The sequence below is a fragment of the Trueperella sp. LYQ143 genome, from assembly GCF_046599595.1.
Taxonomy (GTDB): domain Bacteria; phylum Actinomycetota; class Actinomycetes; order Actinomycetales; family Actinomycetaceae; genus Trueperella.
Genome location: NZ_JBKIWR010000003.1, coordinates 22,353 through 46,433, shown reverse-complemented (window position 1 = coordinate 46,433; position 24,081 = coordinate 22,353). Strand labels below are relative to the sequence as shown.

Below are 24,081 nucleotides of genomic sequence, written 5' to 3'. Positions count from 1 at the left end.
TCAGTTTTCCTTTCCCTCGCCATGAAGATCAGAGCCCTGGGATTCAGGGGCAACAACTGCACCCTCACGCACGACCAGACGCCCCTCGTAGAATGTGTACACAACCTGCCCGGTCAATTCCCGACCACGCCACGGGCAGTTGGCAGACTTCGTTGCCTGTTTTGCCGGATCGACGACATATCGAATATTCGGATTGTAGATAACCAGATGAGCTGGCTCGCCCACAGCAATCGGGCGCCCTTGATCATCGCAACCGGCAATACGAGCTGGATTCTCGCTCATTACCCGCGCAACGCCACGCCAATCCAACAATCCGGTATCAACCATTGTCTCATGAATGACGCTTAACGCCGTTTCTAACCCCGTCATTCCAAAGGAACCGGCCGACCATTCACAGTCTTTCGACTCGGCGGGATGTGGCGCGTGATCCGTTCCAACCGTATCGATTGTGCCATCCGCGAGTCCGGCGCGCAGTGCTGCAATATCCTCCCTGGTACGCAACGGTGGATTGACTTTGAAAAGCGGATCATAGGATTCAGCCTCACTGTGATCGAGAGACAGATGATGCGGCGTTGCCTCCGCCGTGACGCGAATCCCCTGAGATTTTGCCCAACGAATCAGCTCTACCGAACCGCGAGTTGAGGCATGTAAGACGTGCAAGCGAGAATCAACGTGTTGAGCGAGTAAACAATCTCGGGCAATGATTGATTCTTCGGCAACCGCCGGCCAGCCAGCGAGCCCAATACGGGCTGAAACACAGCCCTCATGCATCTGCGCCCCCTGCGTCAACCGTGGATCTTGTGCATGTTGCGCAATAACCCCGTCAAAGGCTTTGACGTATTCCAAAGCGCGGCGCATGAGTACCGGATCGGCAACACACTGACCGTCATCCGAAAAGTAATTCACCTGTGCAGCCGAGGCGTGCATAGCTCCCAGTTCCGCCAGTTTTTCTCCCTGTAATCCAGCAGAGACGGCGCCCACTACCCGCACCTGCGTCAGTCCAGCTTCTCTTCCCAGGTTGTAGACCTGTTCAACTACACCAGCGGTATCCTGAACCGGATCGGTATTAGCCATGGCGTGAATACAGGTATAACCGCCACGAGCCGCTGCTCGCGAGCCTGTTAAGACCGTCTCGGCGCCTTCGCGCCCAGGTTGGCGTAAATGAGTGTGCAGATCGACCAGGCCCGGCAAAGCAATATATCCGCGTCCATCAATAACCTCGTCTCCTGCCTCGTTGTTATCTGAACCAGCAGGATAAATGCCAGCAATCCGCCCGTTGGCAATTCGCAGATCACATAGTTCTTCGCCGTACGGGGCAATATTCTTCACATAAAACATTGCTATCTATCGTCCTTCCGTTTCAGATCCCTGAGCTAGCAGGGCGTATAGCACCGCCATACGAATGGCAACTCCGTTGGCAACCTGCCGCACGGCCACAGACTGTGAGCAGTCAGCAGCTTCTGCCGAGATCTCTAAACCGCGGTTCATTGGGCCAGGGTGCATGATAATTGTGCGGCGATCCATGTGCGCCAGCCGCTGCGGAGTCAGACCATACAATCGGTGATATTCAAAAGCCGAGGGAAAATATCCTCCCCCGGCTGCTAACATTCGTTCTTTTTGTACCCGCAACATCATCACGGCATCGGGTGCTGAGGCGAGAGCTGCGTCCAGGTCATACGTGACGTTTACTGGCCATTGCGTCATTGCCGAGGGAAGTAGCGTCGGCGGGGCAACCAAAGTGATTTCTGCCCCGAGGGTGTGCAGGAGTTCCACATTTGAGCGAGCCACCCGAGAATGAAGAATATCCCCGACGATTACCACATGCACTCCGTTAAGATCGCGCCCTTTTGGTTCCTGTGGATACCGATGTTGACGCACCGTGAAGGCATCGAGCAAAGCCTGAGTGGGATGGGCGTGGGTTCCGTCTCCAGCATTGATGACGGGAATATCTACCCAACCAGCATGTGCTAAACGGGCCGCCGCACCTGAGGAGCTATGCCGAATAATGAACGCATCGGCGCCCATTGCTGCCAAAGTCAAGGCGGTATCTTTCAGGGATTCCCCTTTAGCCACCGACGATCCAGAAGCGGTAAACGTCAGCACATCAGCACTGAGGCGTTTCGCCGCTGTTTCAAAGGACAATCGGGTACGGGTGGAATTTTCAAAAAATAGGTTCGCAACGAGTTTGCCACGCAGGGTGGGTAATTTCTTGTGCGGGCGGTCTTGCGAAGCAGCCATTTCCTGTGCAATATCCAGAATTTCAAGTGCTTCTTCGCGGCATAACTGGGTGCAGTCTAATAGATGTTTCACGGCAGTCTCGATTCTGCCGAGCTCAATAGCACCGCGTCTTCGCCGTCAATATCAGCGAGCTTTACCAGAACGTTTTCGTCTCGCGCCGTCGGCAGATTTTTCCCGACGTAATCTGCCCTTATCGGCAGCTCACGATGCCCGCGATCCACCAGTACTGCTAGTTGGATCGCTGCTGGACGCCCCACATCAACTAGAGCGTCTAAGGCTGCCCGCACTGTGCGCCCTGAAAAAAGTACATCATCAACGAGAATAACCGTCTTTCCAGTTACTCCTGACGGTGGGATGATGGTCGAATGTGGCACCCGAGTAGGCTGTTGTGCCAGGTCATCACGGTACATCGTAATGTCGAGTTGACCGGCTGCCACCGAAGTACCACTGGCTTGGGATAACATCTGCGCCAGACGCTGAGCCAAGGGCACTCCACGAGTTGGAATACCGAGAATCACGCAATCATCAATGCAATGATGCCGTTCAATGATCTCATAAGAGATGCGCCGCAAAGATCGGGTGATGTCACCCGCATCGAGGACGCGCTTGTCCGCCATATTATGTTCCTTTCCCGCCTCACTGGACGAATTTAAAGGAGATATGCAATTGTATTATTTCGCCCGATACGAACCAGATTGCTCGTAGGCGTCAGCTCATCTGTACTCGTTATTCCTCAGGAGTATCAGGGAGTTTATCGCCTGCTGTTGCATCTGATTCATCGAGAGAGGCTGAGACTGCTGAGGAATCAGCCTGAAAATCTGCCTCCGATATGTCATCTCCATCATTATCGGTGCATTTCTCAGTTAGCCCAGCCGTTTCGCCGGCTCGAATCTCACAGATTCGATTCAGCACTCCCATGGTAAATCCCACGGAAGAGTCAGAGGAGAAATCGCGTGCCAACGACGCGATTTCGGTAATCGCGATGGGGGCATCGACACCGAGAAACATCATCTCGGTTGCCCCCATCCGCAATAGGTTGCGATCGACCATGCTCATACGATCCAAGGACCACGCTGGAGAGGCCGCTTCAATCATTGAATCGACATCAGCACTGTTATCCAGATACGCCTGCACGATAGCCACACCGTATTCCCCGATAGGGACTTGATGGGTGCTGATCTGTGTACGTTGCGTCAGTAACTGCGCAAGATCTACCTGGCGGGCATCTGCTTCAAATAGGACGTCGAGCGCCTTATGCCGTTGCAGTGAGCGCCCTTTACGTCCGGGTCGATTCGCGTGTGGTCGAGACATTAGGCGCGAGAGATGTAATCGCCAGTACGAGTATCAACCTTGATCTTGGTTCCCTGCTCAAGGAACAGCGGGACCTGGATCTCATAGCCCGTCTCCAAGGTGGCGGGCTTCGTACCTGCATTCGAACGGTCGCCCTGCAGCCCTGGCTCGGTGAAAGTCACTTCCAATACCACAGAGGCCGGTAATTCGACGAAGAGGACCTGCCCTTCGTACATAGCAACAATCACTGTCTGGTTTTCCAGCATGAAGTTCTTCGCGTTACCGACAGTCTCGGCAGAAACCGGAAGCTGCTCGTAGCTTTCCATATCCATGAAGATGTAATCTTCACCGTCGTTATACAGGTATTGCATATCGCGACGATCAACCGTCGCCGTCTCTACCTTCACACCGGCGTTTAGCGTGCGGTCAACATTCTTACCGGAGAGCACGTTGCGCAACTTCGTCCGCACGAAAGCCGGCCCTTTACCAGGCTTAACGTGTTGGAATTCGACTACCTGCCAGAGCTGGTTATCCAGCTTGAGGACCATGCCGTTCTTCAGATCATTCGTAGTTGCCACGTTCGTCCTTAATCTTATTGTCGTTCTTCAGCCGAGGTGCTGCACGGCTTTCTACCGGAGCTCAGGCTATCCGGCTGAGCCATCGTGCACTGGCTTCGCCGCTATCAGGATATATCGAACACCTGATAAACACACAGTAGAACGACTATGAAACGCTACACGCTCTCCCGTTTCCCCCTACATCACACGGAAAGCCTGTCATTTTCACGTGTTCCGCCATTTCAGATCGCAGTTATACGATAGGGCCGTTCTTACTAAAAGGCAGAGTTATGCGAGCCTGTTATATGCCAGAAGTTCATATATTGCAGAGGAAATCTCCCGTTTTACTGCTCCCGCTATGGCCTCGTCAGGAAAAGAGCGTCAATATTCTCTTGAGATATTCTTGAGATATTCCGCAGCTATTTTCCGCTCGGCAGCCAGAAAACCAGCTTCGAGTACTCCGGCTCTGCGATAGGTTCATGCACATAGCTCATGGCTATAGGTGGAAAGTTCCTTTTCCTGACGAGAACTGCGCGAGGCTCGTAACGCCCACAGGATACAGGCCAAGTCCACTAATTCTTGGGACCATGCCCCGGCAAACGCCGGCAAAACCCCCACCGCCCCAAGGCACATCAAGATGATCGAGAAGCTCACCCCAATACCGATTGCCTGCCAGGCAATACGCATTGTTTGCCGCCCTAACAGGAGCAGACGAGGAATCCGCATTAAATCGTCATGCATAATTACGACGTCCGCCGATTCAACGGCAGCAGCAGAACCGCGCGCCCCCATAGCAACGCCGACATCAGCAACGGCAAGAACTGGCGCGTCATTGACGCCATCACCGACCATCATCACCCGCCCCGGCTCGGTTTGCTGGACTGTGCGCACCTTATCTTCTGGCAATAGTTCAGCATGAATCTCGCAGATACCGATATTGCGCGCTACCCGTTGCGCTGCTGGGCGAGTATCACCAGTGAGCATCACCGTATATTCAATACCTGCCATGTGGCGCAAAATATCTAAGGTTGCTGGCGTCTCAGGGCGGATCGGATCGACTAGCTCAATCTCACCGCGTAACTGCCCGTCTATACTGACGAAAATCTCTGATCGTCCGCTATCATCTGACGTCACGGTTCGTATTGCCTGCTCTGACGTCAGACCATCCACAACGAAGCCGTATTTTCCTACCCGAACAGCGCGACCGGATACTGTAGCACACACCCCTTGACCAGGAATATCTTGGACATTTTCTGGTTCTATCCGTTCTCCGCAGTACGCACTGACGATAGTTTGCGCAAGAGGATGGGACGAATATGCCTCCGCGCTGGCTGCATACCGCAACAGTTCCGTACTATCCATGCCATTGGCTCGAATCTGGCGAATACGTGCCGCCCCTGCCGTCAGCGTCCCCGTCTTATCAAAAGCAATTGAATGTACTGCCGCAATTTTTTCAATCGTTCCCGCGTTTTTGACGATCATGCCCGTTCGGGCTGCTCGCGACATTCCCGCCATGAATGCCACCGGAGCGGCAATAATCAGTGGACATGGCGTGGCTACAACAAGTACTTGAGCAAAACGCACTGCCTGCCCGCTGAGCGCCCAGGCTGCTCCCGCTAAAACTAACGCAAAAATAGTGAAAGGTACCGCAACCCGATCAGCAAGCCGAACGAAAGGAGCTTGAGATTCGCGAGCTTCATTAACAAGCATGACGATACGCTGATATTGCGAATCGGCAGCCGTAGATTGGGCCGTCATGTCAATCGACTCTGCCCCGTTCAGCGATCCTGACAAAATCACATCCCCCGCGCGATGTTCCACCGGAAGGGCCTCACCAGTCAATTGGCTTTCATCTAATATCGCCAGATCTGAGGTTAAAATTCCATCTACCGGCACAGTATCATGTGGTCGAACAACGAGGCGATCCCCGATACGGACGTCCTCAATATCTATGGGGATAACAGCGTCGGCTTCGCGTCGGTATGCCGTTGTTGGCACGCCTTCCAACAGTGCGGTCAGTTCCGCACCTGCGCGGCTTTCAGCATAGTCTTCCAGTGCTTCTCCGCCGGTTAGCATTAAGCATACGACGAGCGCTGCCCAGTATTCTCCCACAATCAAGGTAGAGCAGATGGCTGTTACAGCAAGCAGATCAATGCCGAAATTCCCGTCCCGTAAGGTATCAATCATCCCTTTGGCCTGTGCCAGGGCAATGCCGCCAGCCACGATCGAAACGAGTGGGCGCGTCGCCGCTGGCGCCCCAAAGCTCAGCAGCACACCAATCACTGCAGTGAGCGCAACTAGCACAACTAAGGGATAACGGGAAATAAAACTCTTTAGCACACCCTCATGCTATTTTGGAATGACTCCAATAACAACGAAGGTGAGGCTCCCCTAGCGAAGCCTAGGCTAAGCAAAGTTACTCGCGAATATCCTCGTTATAGCGTCATTAATCTGTAATTGAGCTGTGCTCACACTCAATATGAAGCTGTTCTAAAATCTCCTGGGTCGCCTGTGCCACACTGCTGTGCGTCGTATCGTATTGGGCTGTCGATAGCTCCTCAAAAATCGGGGCATAGGCCTCAGAGAGCAAACGAAATTCTTTACGCGGCATGATAAATAGCGCGGAACGCATACCAATAAGCGCATTGCGCGTCATCAGCGTCGATAGCTCAGCCTGAAGCCAGATGACCTCCGAGGCCTGCGCTACAAGCTGTGCTCGCAACGCCGCATAAGGGTCGTCCACTTCGTCTTTTTCCCCTACACACCCGCAGACCTTCGGCGGAAGTGCCAAACAGAAACGTTGATCCGGAGCCTGGCGAATATCAGCATAAAGTTCTTCGAGCACTGCAACAGTCGCAGTCGCGCGCTCAGCCGCAGAGCACTCAAGATACATCTGGGAAACCGGAACGTGTAGACGGGCCGCCGTTGCCGTCTCCACGTCGCAGCCCATGTATCCATACTGAGACAACTGGCCAACGATAGAGCGCTTTCCTGCCCCCGGCACCCCGATAAAAACAAGCAGACTCACAAACCAACCCCCGCAAATGCGGCATCGAGGAGATCTCGATGCGGATTAGTCATAATGCGCGGCTTAGCAACATCATCGAGAACCACGAAGCGTAATTGCCCCTTGCGTACTTTCTTATCGGCATGCATGATCGCAAGAAGCTCATGACGGGAAACCCCGTGATATGAGATAGGCAGACCCACACGTTGGATGACCTCGCGATGCATATTCGTTAACTCCGGTGGAGCAATCCCCGCCGCGCTAGCTAACTCAGCGGCAAAGACGCACCCAATTGCAACCGCTTCCCCATGCCGAACCGTGTAATGCGATGACAATTCAATCGCATGAGCCAGGGTATGACCATAATTCAATATCTCGCGGCGCCCTTGCTCGTGCAGATCTTCGCTTACGACCTCTGCCTTTACCCGAACTGCTCGGACGATAAGTTCCATTAATTCCGGCCCACGCATAGTGAAATCTGGACGCATTACGATTTCAGTTATCACTGGATCGGCGATAAATCCGCACTTAACAACTTCTCCCATACCGGCACGCAATTCCGCTTCCGGCAGTGTTGATAGCGTATCGACGTCACAAATAACTGCCGCTGGCGGGTGGAAAGCTCCTACGAGATTCTTACCATGTTCGACATTAATCCCGGTTTTTCCGCCGATACCCGCATCAACCATCGCCAGCAAAGAGGTAGGCACATGGATAACCGCGATACCGCGCAACCAGGTTGCCGCAATAAAGCCGGCGAGATCTGTTGTCGCTCCACCCCCGATGGCAATAATAACGCCATCTCGACTAATTCCAGCCTGCCCTGCCGCATGCCAGCCAGCCGCCAGAATATCGACAGTTTTACACCGTTCCCCCGTCGGAATCCGGAATTGTGCATGGGGAATATCAGCAATAGTCAGCTCTGTAGATAGCTCGCGCGCATACTCCTGCAGATCTTCGCTATAGACCACCAGGGTATTGGCATATTGCGCTGCCTGACGGACGACATAAGAGAGCAGATTATGGCCGATAATGACGTCATAAGGGCGCGGGCCGCCTACCTCAATTCGGCATACATCTTTTTCCAACAGCTTGACCACCTCATCAACAACATGCGCTACTGGATGAGCATCAGAAAGAACAACATGGCTCGCCACCCGATGATAAATCGTTGACCGTTCCCTACGCAGTTTTCGAATAGCTTGGGCTGGATTATGTTTCAAAAGTGGGCGCACAGTGCGCGATTTCGATACCCGCCGAATCAATTCCTCATCCGTTGCTTCGATGAGAATAACCCGTTGCCCGGCCAACATCTGACGTGTATCAGGGTGCAGAACTGCTCCACCGCCCAAGGCAAGGATCCCAGAAAAATGCTCGCAGGCCCATGCGATGGTTTCTGCTTCTATCCGGCGAAATCCGCTCTCCCCTAATTCGGCAAATATCTGCGGCACGGAGCGCCTATATCGCTTGACGATTAGCTCGTCAGAATCTGCAAACTCCACGCCCAGATTCTGTGCCGCATGGCGACCCACCGTTGACTTACCGGCCCCCGGCATTCCAATGATGACCGCCAGCATTTATTTACGCTCCACTGGGATTGACTGCCACCACGAGGCAACATTGCGTTGAATTTCCGGTAGCGAATCTCCCCCAAATTTATCGACCAATGCTTCAGCAAGCACAAGAGCCACCATCGCCTCAGCGATAACCGCCCCCGGAACTACCGCAGTTGTATCAGAACGCTGATGTAATGCCCGTGCTGCCTCACCTGTGCTGGTATCAATCGTCGCTAAAGCCCGCGGAACAGTGGAAATCGGCTTAAAAGCAGCGCGCAGGACGATTGGCTCACCATTGGACATCCCGCCTTCAATACCTCCAGCGCGATTCGTTGTTCGCTGCACTTTGCCATCACGACGAACTATCTCATCGTGAGCAACGGATCCTCGGCGGCGTGCTGAACGGAAACCATCCCCGATCTCTACACCTTTAACTGCCTGGATGGACATCAAGGCCCCCGCAAGTTGCGCATCAAGGCGCTGTTGGGCGCGAGTGTGCGTCCCCAGACCTTGCGGTACTCCCCACGCGACAACCTCAACAACGCCGCCTAAGGTATCCCCAGCCGCTTTTGCCGCATCTATTTCTTGGCAAAATGCCGCCATTAGCTCTGGATCTGTCTGCCGTACCGGGCTGGCATCATATTGTTCACAAGTATTAGCCGTCGGCAATGCAATCCCTTCTGGAGCTGCTACCGACCCGACTTCTACAACATGGGAGGCAATATCAATACCGACGCTTTGGCGTAGTAACTGTTTAGCTAATTCTCCAAGCGCTACCCGAGCTGCCGTTTCTCGCGCCGAGGCGCGCTCTAAAATGGGGCGAGCCGAATCAAAACCGTACTTATTCATCCCCACTAAGTCGGCATGCCCCGGTCGTGGCCGCGTTAATGGCTTATTCCTAGCCATTTCCCGCTCATCGCCCGTTCCGGCATCGATAAGTAGATCCTGCGGATCAACTGGATCTGGACTCATGACGATGGTCCATTTTTCCCATTCTGAATTGCCTATTTCGATCGCAATGGGAGATCCCAAGGTATATCCATGCCGGATTCCGCTGAGAATCTTTACCTCGTCGGCTTCAAAGGCTTGACGTGCTCCCCGACCATGACCAAGGCGTCTACGCCACAGCGCATGGCGGATATCATCGCTGGTGATGGATACGCCTGCTGGCATGCCTTCCAGCAAAGCGATCAGTGATCGACCATGTGATTCCCCAGCAGTACTCCATCGAATCATGTATCTATTGTGGCAGATAGCGTGACAGATGCCCATTACGTCTTGCATGAGAAAGAGATCAGCGAACAGCCCGTATCTTCCGTTATGCTACGCACGTCAAAATCCACGATACCCCGACCAGCCAGGGACCGAAAGCGTGATCGCGCCGGAACGCGAAAGGACGGAAGATTGACCATCCTAAGACGTAAACAACGTGAGCTGTGAACGAACCAAGCAAAAGCCACAACGGACTCCACAGCCATAACAAAGCATGCCACCCCGCCAATACCGTCATAAGGCGCGCATCTCCGGCGCCCAATAGGCGCCCATGTGAGAGCCGAACGATTCCTCCGAAAAATATTCCTGTTATAAGCGCAATGGGTAACGCATATATATTCGGACGGACCAAGGCATAACTCAACGCAATGCCTCCTGCTAAATGCGTCCAATTCACAACAAGCTGATGCGTTCGCGCGTCAATCCACGCATTAAAAACGACTGGAATATAAAACGCCAAGGCCCAGATGGCTCGAACCTGATCTGCAGTGCGCCAGAACACTACCCCATAGGTGATACTGGCAACGCACAATGCCATGACAATGGCACGCCGATTAGTCAATGTCGATAAAAAGAGTGGATGAGATGTCATGAGGCTGAGACTATGACGCTTGCCGTGCCCCACACTCATGAATCCACAGGCAATATATCTTCCACAACACGGATACGATCATTCACTATTTAAGATGCAGGGGCAGATAGGCTATGGCTCCTTTCCATGTGTTATGCCATAGCGATGGGCGGCATTTTTATCTGCATCCCCACGGTGACGGTGCTTTCTCTTTTCCGTCTGTCTGACGCCGAAAGCCACAAGCCAGCTCAGCAGAAATCATCCAATAATCTGATATTTTTGGCTAAATACTGGGGTTATAGCACGAATTCGGGCTAGAGGGCACATTCTGTTGCCGTGGGATTATCCCAACAAAAACACAGCGCTGTGCCGAAAAAAGAATCATCAGCACAGCGCTCAACAGTTTTAATTATGAGATTATTTTTCCGAGTTTGACTGCCCATAATTCGGATGGGCATCAATCCACGATCGCAGTTGAGCCACATTAGCATTGTGCTCATCAAGGGAGGCAGAAAACTTCGTTTCTCCGGTTTCCAAATTGACCGTCACAAAATAGAGCCAATTACCTGCTGGCGGATTCACACTGGCACGGATTGCGTCAATCCCTGGATTGGAGATGGGCGCTGGCGGCAATCCCGCATTGATATACGTGTTATAGGGATTATTGTTCTCCAGATCAGCCTGTGTTGGAACACCACCCGTCTTCCCAACGCCATACAAGACGGTGGAATCCATCTGCAAGCGACCATGAATCTGAGTGGTATCCACCAGACGATTCTCGATAACCCGAGCCACCTGCCCGTAGTATTGTGGCCAGCTCACCTCTCGCTCAACAATCGAGCTAATAGTGAGAATCCGCTGCCACTGCCCGCGATCAATACCAGACTTCGACAGTTCGTTAACTCGCTCGCTGACCATTTGACGCAGCGCCTCTTGAGCTGTGGTCGTTGCATCGAAGGTGTACGTTAAAGGAGCAATCCACCCTTCTAGGTGACCTCCCGCCTCTGCAGGAAGCCCTAATGCTACGGTATCTGCTAATGCCTTCTCAACATCTTGCGAGTTATAGCCCATGACGTTGACGAGCCGATCAGCCACCTGTTTGACGGTGAAGCCCTCCGGCACAGTCACCGTGTAATCTGCCCGATTCGCATTGCTCAGCAGCGCCGCCAGCGCAGCGGTCGCCGACATCTGTTGACGCAAAGAATACGATCCCGGCTGAATCGAGGCGGCCCGGGGTTCCCGATTGAATGCCTCAATAAAAGCCCCCGCCGAGCTGATAACGTCATTCTCCACAAGGAGATTGGCAATATCCGTACCTGTAGCACCCGAAGGGATCGTCACAATCACCTCGCCGCTGCCTTCTCCCTGATAATCATCTGCACCATGTGAATGCAACATTGAGCTAACGTGTGGCCAAGCAATCGACAGCGAGAAACAGATAAAGAATACGGCGACAACCAGGACGGTCAAAGTCTGCGCATACTTCTTACCAGTACGCTTGCGCGATGTCCGGTTGGACTTTGCTCGCTCTTTACGAGCCTTCGTATCGGGTAACTTCTCAAAAAATTCCGACACGCTACTCCTCCATCGCTTGTTCTACTAGCTCACCAGGAGCGCATCCGTTTGCTCGTTCATAGGCCAGTGCATCATCCAAAATGATGACGGCAGCCTGCTGATCGACAACTGAACGGAACGACTTTTCGCGCCGCCCAGCCTCATGCAAATGCCGATGTGCTTGTACCGTTGATAGGCGTTCGTCAACCATTCTAACGGGAAGTGTACCTAAGGTGCGTGATAGCAGACCAGCCCAATACCGAACCTTGCGCGCAGACTCTCCCTCAGATCCATCCATATTACGCGGCAGGCCCACAATCACTTCGATTGCGTCGGATTCCTTAATAATCTGGACGACTTTTCGAATATCTCCGCGGCCTCGGTCAATCGTCGCCACCGGCATCGCGATAATGCCCTCAGCATCGCAGCGAGCGATTCCGATCCGACGATCTCCCAAGTCAACCCCGATACGCGCCCCTGATCGCATGTATCATCCAATCGCCGCGCAGACGGCCTCTAAGGCTGCGTTAACCTGATCCGGACGGCTTCCTCCACCTTGGGCCATATCTGGCCGACCGCCACCGCCGCCGCCACATACCTTTGCCGCAATACCGACTAACGCCCCTGCCTGAATACCGCGTTCACGGGCGGCCTCATTCGTTGCGATAACAATCGTCGGGCGATCATTTGCCACTGCCGTCAGCGCAACTACCGCAGGTTCTGCCCCCAGCATTTCCCGCAACCGAGTTACCACCTGGCGGGATTCATCCGCAGTTGCTTCACCAAGATGATGGGCAATTACGGTGACACCATTGATAGTCTTGCGCTGCGCGAGAATACTATCGAGTGATCCCAGCAAACGCTCCTGGCGAAGCTTAGCAATCTCCTTTTCAGCGGTCTTCAATTTTCCAAGTAAGGCGCTGATATGCTCTGGTAATTCTTCACTGCGCACCCGCGTCAACGATGTTAGCTGCGAAAGAAGCGCGCGTTCCTTCGCCCCGGAAGCGTATGCCCCCTGCCCAACCAGAGCTTCAATACGGCGAACACCTGAGCCAATAGATGATTCACCTAGGACGGTCACCAGCCCAATAGCACCCGTCTGCACTACATGCGTACCGGCACATAGTTCCTTGGACCAATCGCCACCGATAGAAACGACACGCACCTCGTTGCCGTATTTCTCCCCGAACAGAGCCATAGCGCCTTGCTTACGGGCCGCCTCCAGGCTCATGATCTCATCTGTTACTGCCAGGTTCTCTTGCAGGCGTTCATTTACTCGCGTTTCAATATTCGATAAAACATCAGCCGGAATACTTGAACCATGACGGAAGTCGAAACGCAGGTGCGAAGGAGCGTTCTCTGAACCTGCCTGGGTTGCCTGATCTCCGAGGAACTCATGAAGCGCCTGGTGGATCATGTGCGTTGAGGTATGCGCCCGAGCGATTTGCTGACGACGATCCACATCAATCTGAGCAAAAGCGGTATCACCCACCGCAACGCTCCCCTCAGTGAGCCGCGCTCGATGAACAAACAAGCCTTTAATCGGCATTTGCACATCATCAACCTGAAGCAGGCCGCCTGCCGCCGTCGAAATAGTGCCATGATCTGCTAACTGGCCACCTTGCTCAGCCCAGAACGGGGTCTGATTCAAGATGATATCCACATCGGCTGGTGCTTCCACAACGGGAACGGACTGCCCGTCACGCAACATCGCAACGACGCGCCCCTCAGCGCTGGACTCGGTGTATCCCAGGAATTGGGTAGCGCCACCAGCAGTATCAAAAATCTGGTGATACACCGTGGCGTCAACATGACCAGTTTTCTTTGCTAGGGCATCGGCACGTGCCCGAGCTTTCTGCTCCGTCATCAGCTCACGGAAACCGGCTTCATCAACCTCAACGCCTGCCTCTCGAGCCATCTCCAAGGTCAGATCAATCGGGAAACCATAGGTATCATGCAAAGCGAAAGCAGCACTTCCAGCTACTGGCTTGTGCTCCTGTTTGGCCTGAGCAACAGCAACATCAAAAATTTGTGTGCCCGATTCCAAGGTACGCCGGAACGTCTCTTCTTCTTGGTAGCCCACCTGGGCGATCGCATCGAATTGCGCTTCTAGCTCTGGATAGGAATCCTTCATTGCCGTCATTGACACCGGCAATAGGTGCGGCAACGCTACTTCGTCAACCCCTAATAATCGAACAGCTCGAACCGCACGACGAATAATTCGGCGCAACACATATCCCCGACCGTCATTACCAGGGCGCACGCCATCGCCAATCAACATCAATGCAGAACGGATATGGTCTGCGATGACACGCATCCGCACGTCATCTTCCCGATCTGCACCGTACACTTTGCCCGTGAGTTCTTGGGTGGCGGCAATGACGGGGAATACTTCGTCGATCTCGTACATATTCGTCTTATTTTGTAAGAGATAGGCGATACGTTCTAGACCAGCTCCCGTATCAATGGCGGTTTGGTCGAGCTTGCCTAGGAGTGGGTAGTCATTACCCGTCCCTTCACCGCGCAAAAACTCATCAAAAACGAGGTTCCAGATCTCCAAGTAACGATCCCCACCCGGATCGACTGTACCTCCGACAGCTTCTGGGCCAAACTCTGGACCGCGATCATAGTGGATCTCTGCACAGCTTCCTGCAGGACCTGGCTGACCAGTAGACCAGAAAATCTCTTCTCGTTGTAACTGCACAATATGGCGCGGATCTAATCCCACCACTGAGGTCAGATGCTCATAGGAGACGTCATCCTGATCCCAGATCGTCACCCAAAGCCGGTCTTTATCCAGCCCGTAGCCGCCTTCAGTTTCCGGCGAGGTCAACAGACCAAAGGCAAGATCAATAGCTCCCTGCTTGAAGTAATCACCAAAGGAGAAGTTGCCACACATCTGGAAGAACGTTCCATGCCGAGTTGTGCGACCCACGTTGTCAATGTCATTGGTTCGAATACATTTTTGCACCGACGCCACCCGCGGATATGGGGCTGGCTCTGTTCCGACGATGTACGGGATGAACGGCACCATGCCAGCAATCGTGAAAAGGATCGACGGATCCGGGGAAACCAAGGGCACAGATTCCGCAATATGGTGGTTGTGCGCACGGAAGTAATCAAGCCAACGACGACGAATTTCAGAGGTACGCATAAGTCTTCCTTTGTAAGAACGCTCTTATTATGACGACAACGCGCCACGGTGAAAACCGCGGCGCGTTGTACTGCGACATTTAGCGCGAGTAGTGTTCGACGACCATCTGGACGTCACAGGTAACCGGCACTTCGGCGCGCTTAGGACGACGCACCAATTCAGCACGCAGCTTGGTCAAATCGACCTTGAGGTAATCCGGCACTGCCGGCAAAACATCGGCGTGCTGCCCCTGAGCCGCTACCATGAACTGCGGGGAAGTCTGCGAACGCGGCTTAATCTGGAGCACCTGACCGGGCTTAACGCGGTAGGACGGGCGATCCACAATCTTTCCATCAACAAGCACGTGACGGTGTACTACAACCTGACGAGCCTGCGCAATAGTGCGAGCAAAGCCGGAACGCAAAACCAGAGCGTCAATACGCATCTCCAGCAACTCGATAAGGTTCTCACCTGACAGACCTTCAGCACGGCGAGCCTCATCCCAGACCTTACGGAGCTGAGCTTCGCGAATACCGTACTGGGCACGCAGACGCTGCTTTTCCTTCAAACGGATCGAGTAATCGGATTCCTTAACCCGACCACGACCATGCTCACCAGGACGGTAGGGACGACGCTGCATGAGGCGCTCAGCCTTAGGGGTCAATGCAATACCCAAAGCACGCGACTGACGCACGGACTTACGTGAACGATTCGTTGCCATTCAGATCTCCTGTCGGCATCATGGCACGCACGAATTGTGCGCGGGATCAACACAAACGGCTAGGATCCCAGGACCTGTATCCCGTAGCGATTTTCCACTACGGCATAGCTACTCCGGCGGAGCAACCGTTCCACAATACCACTACTCACCAGCTAAAATCGCTCGCACCTTCGCCAAGCGCGACGTGATATTCGACTCGAAACCTCGTTCTGTCGGGTGATAGTACTGGCGACCAGCTAATTCATCGGGGAGATACTGCTGAGATAACACCCCGCGCGGGTCATCGTGCGGATATTGATACGACATATCCCGACCCGTTTGTTTAGCAGCAATCCGTGAGGCTTTGACCGATTGATCGCGCAAATGCACTGGTACCGCCCCAATATCGCCACTGCGCACATCCGCAATCGCCTGATTAATCGCCAGATAGGCCCGATTAGATTTTGGTGCCGTAGCCAAATGAACCACTGCCTGACCTAAGATGATTCGCGCCTCCGGCATGCCAACTAAAGCCACCGATTGCGCTGCCGCAGTTGCCGTCTGCAATGCACTCGGATCAGCCATCCCAATATCTTCCGCCGCCGAAATCATCAACCGACGCGCAACAAATCGGGGATCCTCCCCCGCTTCTAACATTCGCGCCAAATAATGCAAAGCGGCATCCACATCCGAACCCCGAATAGATTTGATAAAGGCAGAAATAACGTCATAGTGCTGATCGCCGTCGCGGTCATATCGCCCCACATAACTATCGACAGCCGCATCGACGTGCGCAACCGTCAAGCGATCTGACTGTACCGCGGCTTCCAAAATGGTCAATGCCCGCCTGCCATCATGCCCAGCAAGCCGGACGATACGGTCAAGCGCCTCCGGCTCAGCCGTCACCGTGCCCGCATATCCGCGCTCATCAGCTATGGCTCTATCCAGCAGTTTTTTCACATCGCTATCGGCAAGCGGCTGCAAGGTCAACAGCAGCGAACGAGAAAGCAACGGCGAGATCACCGAAAAAGAGGGGTTCTCCGTCGTGGCAGCAATAAGGATTACCCAACCGTTTTCTACGGCGGGCAGTAAGACGTCTTGCTGAGCTTTAGAAAAACGATGCACCTCATCAATAAAGAGAACAGTCTCCCGACCATCGGTTACCAACATGGCCTTTGCCTCGTCAATAACCGAACGCAACTCCTTCACACCCGCAGAAACTGCTGAAATCTCAACAAAGCGCCGCCCCGATTGACGCGCAACCAGATACGCCAAAGTCGTTTTTCCTACCCCTGGCGGCCCCCACAAAAACACGGAACTGGGCACCCCTGAGCTAGCAGAAGAAGGATCAATGAGCCGACGTAACGGCTGCCCCGCTCCCAACAGATGTTCTTGCCCGACGACATCCTCTAGTGATTGTGGGCGCATTCGTACAGCTAACGGCGCACCGCTATCTCGGGGCACCCCATGAGAATCGAGGCTCGCCTGTTCAAACAGATCCATGTTTTAAGTCTAACTACCCTACCCAAGCTTTCCAGTGTGGGATAGTCTCATATATAGAGGTAATAGCAACATCGTGCGTAGCGGAAGGAGCGCACATGTTTGATCTATTGGGGCGAAATATCGCACGATATCCCCGACGCTTTGTCGTGTCATGGATTGTGCTCATTCTTGTAGGCGCAGGAGCTGCACTGTGGGGGTTTGGGCACGGATCCCTGTTTGACCGAATGAAATCCTCACACTCTATGGTCCCTGATTCGCAATCCGACGTTGTCCTTCAGCGCACCACTGAATCGGCTGGCACGGAAACTGCTGTCGTCACTGTTCGTGGGATTGACGTCGAACACGCTACCGAACAAATCGCTGCATTTCGCTCACGCCTATTAGCCCTACCCGACGTCACCGAGGTGCGCGATCCAATCAATATCGATGAGCAATATCGCAACGCTATTGAACAAAACCTGCAAAAGGCTATTGACCAAGCAATTACTGCCAATGCTGGGGCTATCGAGGCTGGAGTCCAACAAGCATTAGCACAAGCCGAACCACAGATTTCCGCTGCAGTAGAACGCGCCGTCGCAGAATTCTCCGCACAGCATCCCTCCGCTCCTACCGACGAGGTTGCCCGTCAGGCCAGATCGCAGGCTCAAGCCGAAATCAGTGCGCAGGCCCGCACAAATATCGAAAACACAATTGCCCAGAAAGCTCGGCAAAGCGCCGAACAGCAGATCGCTGCACAGCCTAACCCCAGCGCGCAATTCCAATCCCCACAGGGTTTCGTCATTGCGATAACCCGCACCGTCCCCCATTCCATAATCCAGATCGAACAGGCCGTCACAGATTTCACCATCAATCTACAAAAAATCTCGCCATCATCCGACGTACACATGTTCTCCACTGAGCTGATGCACAATGATATGGTTCGTCAGGTCAAAACAGATTTAGTGCGCGGCGAAACCATCAGCTTGCCTGTCGCTTTGCTTTTAATGGTCATCGTTTTTGGCGGTCTGCTTGCTGCTGGTCTGCCACTCGTGGGCGCTATGGCTTCCATTGCCATCGGGCTAGGAGCCTTATGGGCAATCACCTATATAACTAATGTCGAGACGTTCATCCTCAACGTCATTACCATCATCGCGCTCGCCCTCTCCATTGATTATGGTCTGCTCATCGTCTCGCGCTACCGAGAAGAGATAACACTGCAGTGCGAGCAACGTCAGATGGATCTGCCCACCGCCGCACGAAGCCCCCAATGTGCCGAGATTATCCGTCAGGCCATTATTCAAACCGTAACGCACGCCGGTCGGACCGTATCCTTTTCCGCTCTTACCATCACCTTTTCGATTGCAGGCCTGTTAGCAATGCGTGCCCCCATGCTGAAAATGATTGCGGCGGGTGGCATTATTGTCACTATTCTCGCGGTAACTACAGCGGTTACGCTCGTGCCTGCCGTTATCGTTCTCCTGGGTCCACATCTCGTTCGCCCCTCGTGGCTGGCGCGGCGCCCTCGATTTGGTCGGCTCGTAACAAAAATAGGTGACGCCGCCAATGATGACGGGATCTTCTCTCGGTTAGCTAAATGGGTACATGCCCGACCGATCCGCATACTATTGGCCGTCACCGGCATAGTTGTGTTGATGGTCGTCCCCGCTCGCGGCTTACACATGCACTCTAATGTTATTGAGTACATCTCTACTCAATCCGACGTCGGTCAGGCATACACTGATATGCAGTCCTACCGACCTTTTGCCACCCCAAGTGCCAGTATTCTTACCGAGGACGCGGCGCAGCTACCCGCTATCCAGGACTACGTATCGAACTACCCTGGAGTAGATTGGGTTTCTTCCCCACAACAGCTCGGCGACGGGGCCTGCCTCATTGCCGTCAGTCTGCCAGCGAATGACCAGGTGGGCCCGGAAGTCACTCAGCTCGTCAACGATGTGCGTTCCCGCTTCCCCACCGTATATGTTGGCGGCGCAGCCGCATTACAGCTTGACTTCGCCGACTCGGTTACACAGGGCGCGCCTATCGCACTGGCCATTATCATCGTCTCAGTGCTCACGCTCTTATTCTTCATGACCGGCTCTATCGTCGTTCCACTGAAAGCCCTCATTATCAATGCCCTATCTCTTTTCTCCGGAGTAGGAGCCACCCTCTTCCTCTTCCAACATGGGTTATTCGGCTTGCCGCAGATGGAAAATTTGGAAACCTTCGTTTTAGCAACGGCTATCGCTTTCGGTTTTGGGTTAGCAATGGACTACGAGGTGTTCCTTATCGCCCGAATTAAAGAGTTCTGGGATAACGGATGCGATAACGACACCGCCGTAGAAAAAGGGCTGCAGCGCTCTGGGCGCATCATCACCTCGGCAGCAGCTATTATCGTTGCCGTCTATATCGGATTCGTCTTTGGGGATATGATCCCTATTAAACAGATCGGCGTTATTCTAGCCGCGATCGTCGTGATCGACGCAACTCTAGTGCGAATGTTGTTAGTACCAGCCACTATGACGCTACTTGGCCGGTGGAATTGGTGGGCACCCAAGCCATTACGGGCTCTCTATGCCAAATTCAAAATTACTCACTAGCTGAACGTCTTAGACCTTGACACAATGGCCCGCTCAGAATGTCGATTCCAGACGCCGAGCGCTATATATACGCAGTTAGGAGCATTGTTATACATAACCAGGTATTATCCTCCCTCTCCGGTATATACGCAGACGGCTACGCGAGAAATTACTTTTTAGCGACCATCTACCAACAGATCCCGCATAGCACAGTGGCAATAATCGCCTCGCGGAGTAACTGCCATTGATTGCCAGCCAAAACCCACTTAGTTCTTTTGCTGTACAGCGAGCTGCGGCTTGGCAAGATGCGTGGCATCAAAACAGTAAACGCTCTGATCCGTCCATTGGCATTTTTCCTTATCGACAAGCACTTCGCCGGTCTGCACGTTGTAGGTGCGAGCCACCACCCCGTCATCATTCTTACCCGTGATCGAAACATAGGGATACTTTTTAACCCACATAGATAGGGTTTCCGGATGGATATTATCCATAGCTAAGCTCTCTGCGTTACTCAACGCAAACTCTTTATAGTTCGCATACGCCGGAGCAACTGCCGAGTGAAAACGCACATCGAAACCGATGACATGCCCGTCGTCAAAAACAAAAGCATGCGGTTTTCCTAGCTGTGTCACCTGCTGAGCAATATCGTTAAGCTCCGCCAACGTCCAGCGTGGATTGACGCTCATATGTAAAGCGGCATCGACAACATGCTTGCCAGCTTCATTGCCAGCGACGTCATACAAACTGATCGTCGTTGGCTCAACCTCCGTGCCGGTAACTCCCCCACCGCTGATAACCACAAAACCATCGGCAATGGGCTGGGCAACATGGGTAACCGGCGGCGGATTCAACCAAGCAGAATTTCGGGTAAGGATTCCGCGCGCTAGCAGATCCTCCACTGCCGCCGGATAATGCCCACTCACATCGCGGGTAATCTCGGTACCATCGGGCAGTTTACTGGACGTGCCATCATAAACCGCCAAAACCTCACCCGTCATTCCCATCTGATCGAGCGAAATATCAATAGGTTGCGCCACTAATTCCACTCGGTCGGTAGATGAGCGAGCAAAATATACTGTCGTATCGTCGGAGCCCTCCACAACTAATCCGGTTTTAATACTGGTATTACCCTGACGGTCAATCGCCACTGCTCGCTGCGAGTGTTGGGGGCACAGCGCATAATTGCCAGCCCGCTGGCAGGAGGAAACCCCATCCAGAGTTAAGGACCATTGCATATTCCCCGATGGCAGTTCATATCCGGCAACACTATCCGCCACACTCACCATGACGCTATCGCCAAAATCTACTAGCGGCACAAAATGGGTTGTTTCGTAGGCCTGACCCAAATGAAGCGGAATCTGCCATTGCGGATCAAAGAGCGCAGCAGAATCATCAGCAGAACACCCTGCCAGACCTACCGCACCGGCGATCAACAGCCCAGAGCCAACTAGCCCGACTCTGATTTTCCCACCGGAATATTTCATTCTTCCTCGACTTGTGCGCAGGTGGCTTCTATAAGCAGGGCTTGCATATCCTGAAATGGTTCACGTTGAGCCATGATGAGCGAATCCGCATGCGGGATACCTAAACGCCGGTATAACCGCAATGCGGAGGTATTCCACGACCACACGCCAAACGCAATATGATCGTGGTGCTCTAACAAAGTATTGATAGCCCCGACGATCAAACCGCCCCCATACCCACGCCCACCATAGCGCGGATCAGTAGCCAAGCCAGCAAGATGAATACCACCATTGGCCATCGGTTCGGCACCGAGAACTGCCGCTATTTCCCCGTCGGTAGCTCGCATGAGGAACCAATCAAGGGTATCAATCTGAGCTAAGGCAGACGTGATTGGGTTAGCTACACGCAATATCCGTTCAATATCGGCACGAGAATTCTCAAAAGCCGGGCTACCAGCCGGAACGATCTCTACCTGATCGCTGTGCGCCACTGGGTTAAGCGGCTCGTCGGCATAGAAAAAATCCCAGTTCCAGCCCCAATATGGGCCGAGGTATTCCCGATTCTTAGCCGACAGTGCTTCATAGGTATCAGTGTTTACCATCATCCACACTGGGCGTTGCGCGTCGGTTGCGATTCGCTCTAGCTCAGCACAGGCTGACTCTGGCTCCCCGTAAACGAGGTAACAATCGCCTGAGTCTGTGCGGTAGCCGTGCACGGCGAGGTCCTCGCGCGCAATATGCGCAATTTGCTCGCCGTGCGTCGGCTCATTGTTATAACGCCAAAATGGAGAGAAAGCTCCACGCATTTACGCTGTTACCTCAGGTGCCGCACTCGTCTCGGTGGTAGGAGCTGGCGCTGGGGACTGCTTCTTCACTTTGGCGTCCACCCCCGCTTCCTTGCGCTGTTCGGCGGTAATCGGCGCCGGAGCGTCCGTTAGTGGATCCCAGCCGTTGCCGATCTTCGGGAATGCGATAACATCGCGAATCGACTTCGCTTTAACCAGTAGCGAGACGATACGATCCCAGCCGAAAGCAATACCACCATGCGGCGGAGCACCATACTTGAATGCCTCCAGCAAGAATCCAAACTGCTTATTGGCCGTCTCCTCATCAATACCCATGACGTCGAATACACGCTCTTGAACGTCTGCCCGATGAATACGGATTGATCCACCGCCGATTTCATTGCCATTGCAGACAATATCGTAGGCGTATGCCAAGGCGTTACCCGGATCTTGATCGAAAGTATCGAGGAACTCGGGGCGTGGCGAAGTAAATGCGTGGTGTACTGCCGTCCATGCGCCGCCGCCAACAGCCACATCGCCTTCTGCTTCTGCCTCCGCAGCTGGCTTGAACAGTGGTGCATCCACAACCCATACGAAGGACCACGCATCTTCATCAATAAGACCGCAACGTTTGCCGATCTCTAACCGCACCGCCCCAAGTAAGGCCCGAGCAGCATCCGCCGAGCCAGCCGCAAAGAAAATACAATCTCCCGGGTTCGCGCCCGTCGCCTCAGGCAAGCCGGCACGTTCCGCTTCCGTAATATTCTTTGCCACTGGCCCACCCAGCGTGCCATCCTCTGCGATGGTCACATAGGCCAAGCCTTTCGCTCCACGCGCCTTTGCCCACTCTTGCCACTTATCAAAAGTACGACGCGGCTGGGAAGCGCCACCGGGCATCACTACGGCACCGACATATTCGCTTTGGAACACGCGGAATGTGGTATTGGCAAAGAATTGCGTCAGATCATGTAATTCCTGACCAAAGCGCAGATCCGGCTTATCTGAACCAAAACGTTCCATGGCTTCGCGATAGGCCATACGCGGCAGTGGGAGCTGCAGATCGTAACCAATCAATGCCCACACTTCCTTGAGCATCTTCTCGGCAACAGCAATAACGTCATCCTGATCGACGAAAGACATCTCCACGTCAAGCTGTGTAAACTCCGGCTGACGATCAGCACGGAAATCCTCATCGCGATAGCAGCGAGCAATCTGATAGTAGCGTTCCATTCCGGCCACCATCAGGAGCTGCTTAAAAAGTTGCGGCGACTGCGGCAAGGCATACCAGGAACCGGGAGCTAACCGCGCCGGCACAATGAAATCACGCGCGCCTTCGGGAGTGGAGCGGGTCAACGTCGGGGTTTCCACCTCAACGAAGCCTTCCTCATCCAGGACTCGACGCGCCGCTTGATTAACCTTTGCCCGCAAACGCAAAGCCTTCTGTTCAAAGCTACGCCGCAAATCCAAGTAGCGATACTTCAGACGTGTTTCTTCATTGACGTTGCTAATATCGCTGGAGTAGCTCGACACCTGGAAAGGCAGCACGGCGGAAGGATTAATGATCTCCAACTCGCTGGCTTCCACTTCAATATCACCAGTTGGTAAGGCAGCGTTTGCATTACCCTCGGGGCGCTCATTAACCGTTCCCGTCACCTTGACGACGTATTCCGAACGCAACTCGTGGGCGACCTCAGCACGAACAGTCACCTGTGCAATGCCGGAAGCATCCCGCAAATCAATAAACGCAATTCCACCGTGATCTCGACGGCGATCAACCCATCCAGCCAGGGTGACCGTGGAACCAACATCGGCCTTACGCAAGGAGCCGGCCATACGTGTACGGAGCATAATTATCCTTCTTTCATCAACTCACCCGCGAGACGAGCGGGCTTCA

Annotated in this window: 19 protein-coding genes; 1 reads left to right on the top strand and 18 read right to left on the bottom strand. The window is 53.6% G+C overall.

Features of this window, described 5'->3' with window-relative positions; all coding sequences use genetic code 11:
- The 15 genes from ACLHIL_RS02170 to ACLHIL_RS02100 all read right to left on the bottom strand — a co-directional run bounded on the left by ACLHIL_RS02170 (position 1) and on the right by ACLHIL_RS02100 (position 17,381).
- Entirely contained in the window at positions 1 to 1,344 is a 1,344-nt protein-coding gene (locus ACLHIL_RS02170; RefSeq protein ID WP_411296358.1) for a dihydroorotase, read from the bottom strand.
- Entirely contained in the window at positions 1,345 to 2,310 is a 966-nt protein-coding gene (locus ACLHIL_RS02165; protein ID WP_411296306.1) for an aspartate carbamoyltransferase catalytic subunit, read from the bottom strand.
- Positions 2,307 to 2,855, bottom strand: coding sequence for a bifunctional pyr operon transcriptional regulator/uracil phosphoribosyltransferase PyrR (gene pyrR, locus ACLHIL_RS02160; RefSeq protein ID WP_411296305.1), 549 nt, complete (start codon positions 2,853 to 2,855; stop codon positions 2,307 to 2,309). Before pyrR ends, ACLHIL_RS02165 begins: the two co-directional genes overlap by 4 nt.
- 109 nt (positions 2,856 to 2,964) lie before the next feature.
- Positions 2,965 to 3,549 (bottom strand): transcription antitermination factor NusB, encoded by a 585-nt coding sequence (gene nusB, locus ACLHIL_RS02155; protein ID WP_411296304.1) that lies wholly within the window; start codon positions 3,547 to 3,549, stop codon positions 2,965 to 2,967.
- On the bottom strand, positions 3,549 to 4,106 hold the full coding sequence (gene efp, locus ACLHIL_RS02150; RefSeq protein WP_411296303.1) for an elongation factor P: 558 nt from the start codon (positions 4,104 to 4,106) through the stop codon (positions 3,549 to 3,551). Before efp ends, nusB begins: the two co-directional genes overlap by 1 nt.
- Positions 4,107 to 4,562: 456 nt before the next feature.
- Positions 4,563 to 6,425: a heavy metal translocating P-type ATPase gene (locus ACLHIL_RS02145; RefSeq protein ID WP_411296302.1), complete on the bottom strand. Its 1,863-nt coding sequence runs from the start codon at positions 6,423 to 6,425 to the stop codon at positions 4,563 to 4,565.
- A gap of 106 nt (positions 6,426 to 6,531) precedes the next feature.
- The gene (locus tag ACLHIL_RS02140) at positions 6,532 to 7,113 is read right to left on the bottom strand and encodes a hypothetical protein (RefSeq protein ID WP_411296301.1); all 582 of its coding nucleotides are present in this window, start codon (positions 7,111 to 7,113) and stop codon (positions 6,532 to 6,534) included.
- Entirely contained in the window at positions 7,110 to 8,669 is a 1,560-nt protein-coding gene (gene aroB, locus ACLHIL_RS02135; RefSeq protein WP_411296300.1) for a 3-dehydroquinate synthase, read from the bottom strand. Before aroB ends, ACLHIL_RS02140 begins: the two co-directional genes overlap by 4 nt.
- On the bottom strand, positions 8,670 to 9,884 hold the full coding sequence (gene aroC / locus ACLHIL_RS02130; protein ID WP_411296299.1) for a chorismate synthase: 1,215 nt from the start codon (positions 9,882 to 9,884) through the stop codon (positions 8,670 to 8,672). It abuts the gene before it with no gap.
- An 82-nt stretch (positions 9,885 to 9,966) separates the two neighbouring features.
- Positions 9,967 to 10,512 carry a hypothetical protein gene (locus ACLHIL_RS02125; protein WP_411296298.1) on the bottom strand — a complete coding sequence of 182 codons (546 nt, stop codon included), beginning with the start codon at positions 10,510 to 10,512 and terminating at the stop codon, positions 9,967 to 9,969.
- 396 nt (positions 10,513 to 10,908) lie between these two features.
- Positions 10,909 to 12,066, bottom strand: a complete 1,158-nt coding sequence (gene mltG / locus ACLHIL_RS02120) for an endolytic transglycosylase MltG (RefSeq protein ID WP_411296297.1) — start codon at positions 12,064 to 12,066, stop codon at positions 10,909 to 10,911.
- Between the two features lies 1 nt (position 12,067).
- Positions 12,068 to 12,532, bottom strand: coding sequence for a Holliday junction resolvase RuvX (ruvX, locus tag ACLHIL_RS02115; protein ID WP_411296296.1), 465 nt, complete (start codon positions 12,530 to 12,532; stop codon positions 12,068 to 12,070).
- 3 nt (positions 12,533 to 12,535) lie between these two features.
- The gene (alaS, locus tag ACLHIL_RS02110) at positions 12,536 to 15,199 is read right to left on the bottom strand and encodes an alanine--tRNA ligase (protein WP_411296295.1); all 2,664 of its coding nucleotides are present in this window, start codon (positions 15,197 to 15,199) and stop codon (positions 12,536 to 12,538) included.
- A gap of 79 nt (positions 15,200 to 15,278) precedes the next feature.
- Positions 15,279 to 15,899, bottom strand: a complete 621-nt coding sequence (gene rpsD / locus ACLHIL_RS02105) for a 30S ribosomal protein S4 (protein WP_411296294.1) — start codon at positions 15,897 to 15,899, stop codon at positions 15,279 to 15,281.
- A 141-nt stretch (positions 15,900 to 16,040) separates the two neighbouring features.
- The gene (locus tag ACLHIL_RS02100; protein ID WP_411296293.1) at positions 16,041 to 17,381 is read right to left on the bottom strand and encodes a replication-associated recombination protein A; all 1,341 of its coding nucleotides are present in this window, start codon (positions 17,379 to 17,381) and stop codon (positions 16,041 to 16,043) included.
- A 95-nt stretch (positions 17,382 to 17,476) separates the two neighbouring features.
- On the opposite strand from ACLHIL_RS02100, the gene ACLHIL_RS02095 reads away from it, so the two are divergent.
- Positions 17,477 to 19,960, top strand: coding sequence for an MMPL family transporter (locus ACLHIL_RS02095; protein WP_411296292.1), 2,484 nt, complete (start codon positions 17,477 to 17,479; stop codon positions 19,958 to 19,960).
- A 245-nt stretch (positions 19,961 to 20,205) separates the two neighbouring features.
- Here ACLHIL_RS02095 and ACLHIL_RS02090 read toward each other — a convergent pair whose 3' ends face one another.
- The 3 genes from ACLHIL_RS02090 to aspS are packed head-to-tail and all read right to left on the bottom strand — an operon-like array spanning position 20,206 to position 24,035.
- A complete protein-coding gene (locus ACLHIL_RS02090; protein ID WP_411296291.1) occupies positions 20,206 to 21,423 on the bottom strand; it encodes a hypothetical protein in 1,218 nt (405 codons plus the stop codon).
- Positions 21,420 to 22,208, bottom strand: a complete 789-nt coding sequence (locus ACLHIL_RS02085; RefSeq protein ID WP_411296289.1) for a GNAT family N-acetyltransferase — start codon at positions 22,206 to 22,208, stop codon at positions 21,420 to 21,422. The genes ACLHIL_RS02090 and ACLHIL_RS02085 overlap by 4 nt, the downstream gene beginning before the upstream one ends.
- Entirely contained in the window at positions 22,209 to 24,035 is a 1,827-nt protein-coding gene (aspS, locus tag ACLHIL_RS02080; protein WP_411296287.1) for an aspartate--tRNA ligase, read from the bottom strand.
- Positions 24,036 to 24,081 lie beyond the last annotated feature (46 nt).

Coding starts and splice junctions, on each gene's coding strand:
- pyrR (WP_411296305.1), bottom strand. CDS start 2,855: ATGGCGGACAAGCGCGTCCTCGATGCGGGTGACATCACCCGATCTTTG.
- nusB (WP_411296304.1), bottom strand. CDS start 3,549: ATGTCTCGACCACACGCGAATCGACCCGGACGTAAAGGGCGCTCACTG.
- aroB (WP_411296300.1), bottom strand. CDS start 8,669: ATGCTGGCGGTCATCATTGGAATGCCGGGGGCCGGTAAGTCAACGGTG.
- aroC (WP_411296299.1), bottom strand. CDS start 9,884: ATGATTCGATGGAGTACTGCTGGGGAATCACATGGTCGATCACTGATC.
- ACLHIL_RS02125 (WP_411296298.1), bottom strand. CDS start 10,512: ATGACATCTCATCCACTCTTTTTATCGACATTGACTAATCGGCGTGCC.
- ruvX (WP_411296296.1), bottom strand. CDS start 12,532: ATGCGATCAGGGGCGCGTATCGGGGTTGACTTGGGAGATCGTCGGATC.
- alaS (WP_411296295.1), bottom strand. CDS start 15,199: ATGCGTACCTCTGAAATTCGTCGTCGTTGGCTTGATTACTTCCGTGCG.
- rpsD (WP_411296294.1), bottom strand. CDS start 15,899: ATGGCAACGAATCGTTCACGTAAGTCCGTGCGTCAGTCGCGTGCTTTG.
- ACLHIL_RS02100 (WP_411296293.1), bottom strand. CDS start 17,381: ATGGATCTGTTTGAACAGGCGAGCCTCGATTCTCATGGGGTGCCCCGA.
- ACLHIL_RS02095 (WP_411296292.1), top strand. CDS start 17,477: ATGTTTGATCTATTGGGGCGAAATATCGCACGATATCCCCGACGCTTT.
- ACLHIL_RS02090 (WP_411296291.1), bottom strand. CDS start 21,423: ATGAAATATTCCGGTGGGAAAATCAGAGTCGGGCTAGTTGGCTCTGGG.
- ACLHIL_RS02085 (WP_411296289.1), bottom strand. CDS start 22,208: ATGCGTGGAGCTTTCTCTCCATTTTGGCGTTATAACAATGAGCCGACG.
- aspS (WP_411296287.1), bottom strand. CDS start 24,035: ATGCTCCGTACACGTATGGCCGGCTCCTTGCGTAAGGCCGATGTTGGT.